The following is a 2706-nucleotide window of genomic DNA, read 5'->3' as shown; positions in this document are numbered from 1 at the left end:
ACTATGATGGCCGCAATGCCTACGGAAGCAGCGTGCTACGAAATGCGCGCTTACGGACATCGGGACTGTCCAAGCTCTTTCTCATCTTCGCGATCCGGGAGCGATAGTGGGCGACAAGATCAAAGCAGTTTGCAGAAACAGAGGTCTGCGCCTCTATCAGGGCCACCTGATGATGATAAAGTAGCTGATTGAGATCCATGGCGGTGCTCCGTTTTTGCGGGAGCACGGAGGTCTCTCAGCCGGGCCATGCATCGCCCAGCGCCGGTATGCCCGACATGGTGATCAGAGTGGTCGTTTACAAGGAGAGAGAGCGACTCAACCCAAATGAATAAACAACTCCCCGTGCGTACCAATTCACACGGCGTTTGAGCGGGATAATTCAACAGATATAAGGAAAACGGACCTTCATTGCGTTTTCGCCATTGAGGCTGTTGAACCCGGGGCAATTTCCTGTCGCAGGATCATCTGCTGAACGGAACGATCATTCGCCCTCCAAAATACTCCTTAGCAGAAGCTATATTAGCGGTCGTAGTCTTGGGCCAAGCTCTGGCCCTGATCGTTTTGCTGGCTTGGCTGATTGGCAACCTGGCATCCGGCTGAACTGGCCGAAGAATGGAGGCAGCTGCTCGTACCAGCGTGTCCATCGCACATCACAAGCCAAACAAAGCATTAGTTTTCCAAGGTCGTCTCGTGATATGACCAGTCTTGACCGACGCTCTGTGGCCACTTGGCCTGCATTTGCGCTGCAATCTCTCAGCCAAGCTTCTGCGCAGCCTCTGCGGCCTTGCGAGGATTCCGGTCAATGGCACCTGCCCAATCACTTTCGATGCATGCCCCGGACGGGTTAGGGCTTGCGATCGTTCTTGCGTCAAGCACGCCGTTGGTGCTGATGGATCCTTCCCTGACGGTAAGAGCGGCCAGCGGATCTTTCTGCACCCTCTTCGATCTCGATCCCAAGGAAGTTTCCGGGCGCAAGCTACTGGATTTGGGGGCGGGGGAGTGGAACCTTCCACGCTTACGCTCCTTGCTGACCACCACAATAGCGGGAAGCGTTGCTATCGAAGCGTACGAACTTGATCTTCAACGCCCAGGACGTTTGCATCATCTCGTGCTGAACGCACAGCGCCTTGCCTATGGGGCGGACCACGAAGTCGGCCTCTTGCTGGCGATTGCGGACGTTTCAGAGTCGCGACTGCTGACTGATCAGAAAGACGATCTCATCAAGCAGAAACAGGTGCTTCTTCAGGAACTTCAGCACAGGGTCGCCAATAGCCTTCAGATCATAGCGAGCGTCCTGATGCTGGGTGCGCGCCGGGTGCAGTCCGAGGAGGCACGTAGTCATCTCAAGGAAGCCCATGAACGGGTCATGGCCGTTGCGCGTTTGCAAAAGCACCTGACCACATCAACAGCGGAAGGGGTGGCCCTGGCAGAATATTTGACGACCCTTTGTGCAAGCATAGGTGCCTCGATGATCCTAGAGCCTGAGCACCTGAAGTTATCGATTGCGGTCGACGATACAGTTTTCAGCGCTGAAGCATCTGTCAGCATGGGACTGATCGTGACCGAACTGGTGATCAATGCGCTCAAGCATGCCTTCCCCGATCACAAAGCTGGGGGCGAAATCCACGTCACCTTCCGCTCCTTGGCCAAAGGCTGGTTGCTTCAAGTGACAGACAATGGGGTCGGCAAGTCACAGGACGCCCCGCCCGGACTCGGGACCAGCATAGTCGAAGCCTTGGCAAAGCAGTTGCAAGCTACGGTCATTGTGACGGCTGCACATCCAGGCACCAGCGTCATGATCAAGCACCTTGCTGCATCGCGCGCCGTAACCTCCTGAGCATGGCACTTCGCGCAGCCACTACCTCGCCGGGGCCCTTGTTTGCTGCGCATTTCAACCCATATTCCAATGACCAGATCCGCATCCATGGGCATGACCTGGCTGAGAGATAGCGTCTCCCGCTCATGTGGAGGCGACTATGCCCAAAACCCCCGGTAAAACTCCACCGTCTTTCTCGGCATTTACGTCTGCGGGTGACGAGGTTCGCGAGTGGCCCGTCACTTCCGATCAGCAGCAGGATAGAGCTTGGAAGAATGACAGGGTGGATGCCGATCACACAAATGACCTTGCTTTGGTCAAGCGCAAAGTTGAGGCGCAGGAGCAGATTTTGCGGGCCTTGATCGGCTTTCTTGCTGATGCTGATCCTGAGGTAATCCTGCAGCTCAAGGCGAGGATCGTACAGAACCGCGCTGCGCGAGCGAACGAGGTTCCGCTAGACAGCGAAAGCCACGAAGATGAAGTCATAAGGCTGGTTGAGCGCGAGTTCAAACGGCGACATTCGCTGTGACGCGATCGTTTTCGAACTCAAGAGGTGTGACATGACGCCGACCGAAGTCCAGGCCCGCGACCAACGCCGCGCCGACGCAACCGTTGAGGAACGGATGGTTCTCGCCCTTGAGGACATTGCCCACCAGCTTGCGCTGATCGGTGCGAGCCTTTGCAGCAAACCCGATGATCAGCGTGAAGCAGATTTTGCCAAGAGCGAAATTGGTGCGTGGGAGAACGAAGGCGGAGAGCTGCGCCCTGATTCCGATCCTAGCGAAGGTATCAAAAGAACATTCACCGAAACCTTCACGGTAGGTCCCTACAGATAGTCGCCCGTGAAAAACTCTGAAGCCTTTGGGAATGCGTGGGTTTTAGCGGATTTG

Annotated in this window: 4 protein-coding genes; 3 read left to right on the top strand and 1 reads right to left on the bottom strand. The window is 55.9% G+C overall.

Annotated elements, in window-relative coordinates:
• Positions 1 to 19: 19 nt before the first annotated feature.
• Positions 20 to 199 carry a hypothetical protein gene (locus tag AX703_RS28475; RefSeq protein ID WP_231735605.1) on the bottom strand — a complete coding sequence of 60 codons (180 nt, stop codon included), beginning with the start codon at positions 197 to 199 and terminating at the stop codon, positions 20 to 22.
• 603 nt (positions 200 to 802) lie between these two features.
• Here AX703_RS28475 and AX703_RS18105 point away from each other — a divergent pair.
• The 3 genes from AX703_RS18105 (at position 803) to AX703_RS18095 (ending at position 2652) form a co-directional block, all read left to right on the top strand.
• A complete protein-coding gene (locus AX703_RS18105; RefSeq protein ID WP_197423759.1) occupies positions 803 to 1837 on the top strand; it encodes a sensor histidine kinase in 1035 nt (344 codons plus the stop codon).
• 139 nt (positions 1838 to 1976) lie between these two features.
• Positions 1977 to 2345 carry a hypothetical protein gene (locus AX703_RS18100; protein ID WP_156135916.1) on the top strand — a complete coding sequence of 123 codons (369 nt, stop codon included), beginning with the start codon at positions 1977 to 1979 and terminating at the stop codon, positions 2343 to 2345.
• A 31-nt stretch (positions 2346 to 2376) separates the two neighbouring features.
• The gene (locus AX703_RS18095; RefSeq protein WP_062346046.1) at positions 2377 to 2652 is read left to right on the top strand and encodes a hypothetical protein; all 276 of its coding nucleotides are present in this window, start codon (positions 2377 to 2379) and stop codon (positions 2650 to 2652) included.
• Positions 2653 to 2706: the final 54 nt, after the last annotated feature.

This window comes from Novosphingobium sp. CCH12-A3, from assembly GCF_001556015.1.
In the GTDB taxonomy this organism is placed as follows: Bacteria; Pseudomonadota; Alphaproteobacteria; order Sphingomonadales; family Sphingomonadaceae; genus Novosphingobium; species Novosphingobium subterraneum.
The sequence above is the reverse complement of the archived record's forward strand: the minus strand, read 5'-3'. Positions and strand labels throughout refer to the sequence as shown.

What these genes read in the sequence shown, in the direction of transcription:
- AX703_RS18100 (WP_156135916.1), top strand. Translation starts at nt 1,977, where the DNA reads ATGCCCAAAACCCCCGGTAAAACTCCACCGTCTTTCTCGGCATTTACG.
- AX703_RS18095 (WP_062346046.1), top strand. Translation starts at nt 2,377, where the DNA reads ATGACGCCGACCGAAGTCCAGGCCCGCGACCAACGCCGCGCCGACGCA.
- AX703_RS18105 (WP_197423759.1), top strand. Translation starts at nt 803, where the DNA reads ATGGCACCTGCCCAATCACTTTCGATGCATGCCCCGGACGGGTTAGGG.
- AX703_RS28475 (WP_231735605.1), bottom strand. Translation starts at nt 199, where the DNA reads ATGGATCTCAATCAGCTACTTTATCATCATCAGGTGGCCCTGATAGAG.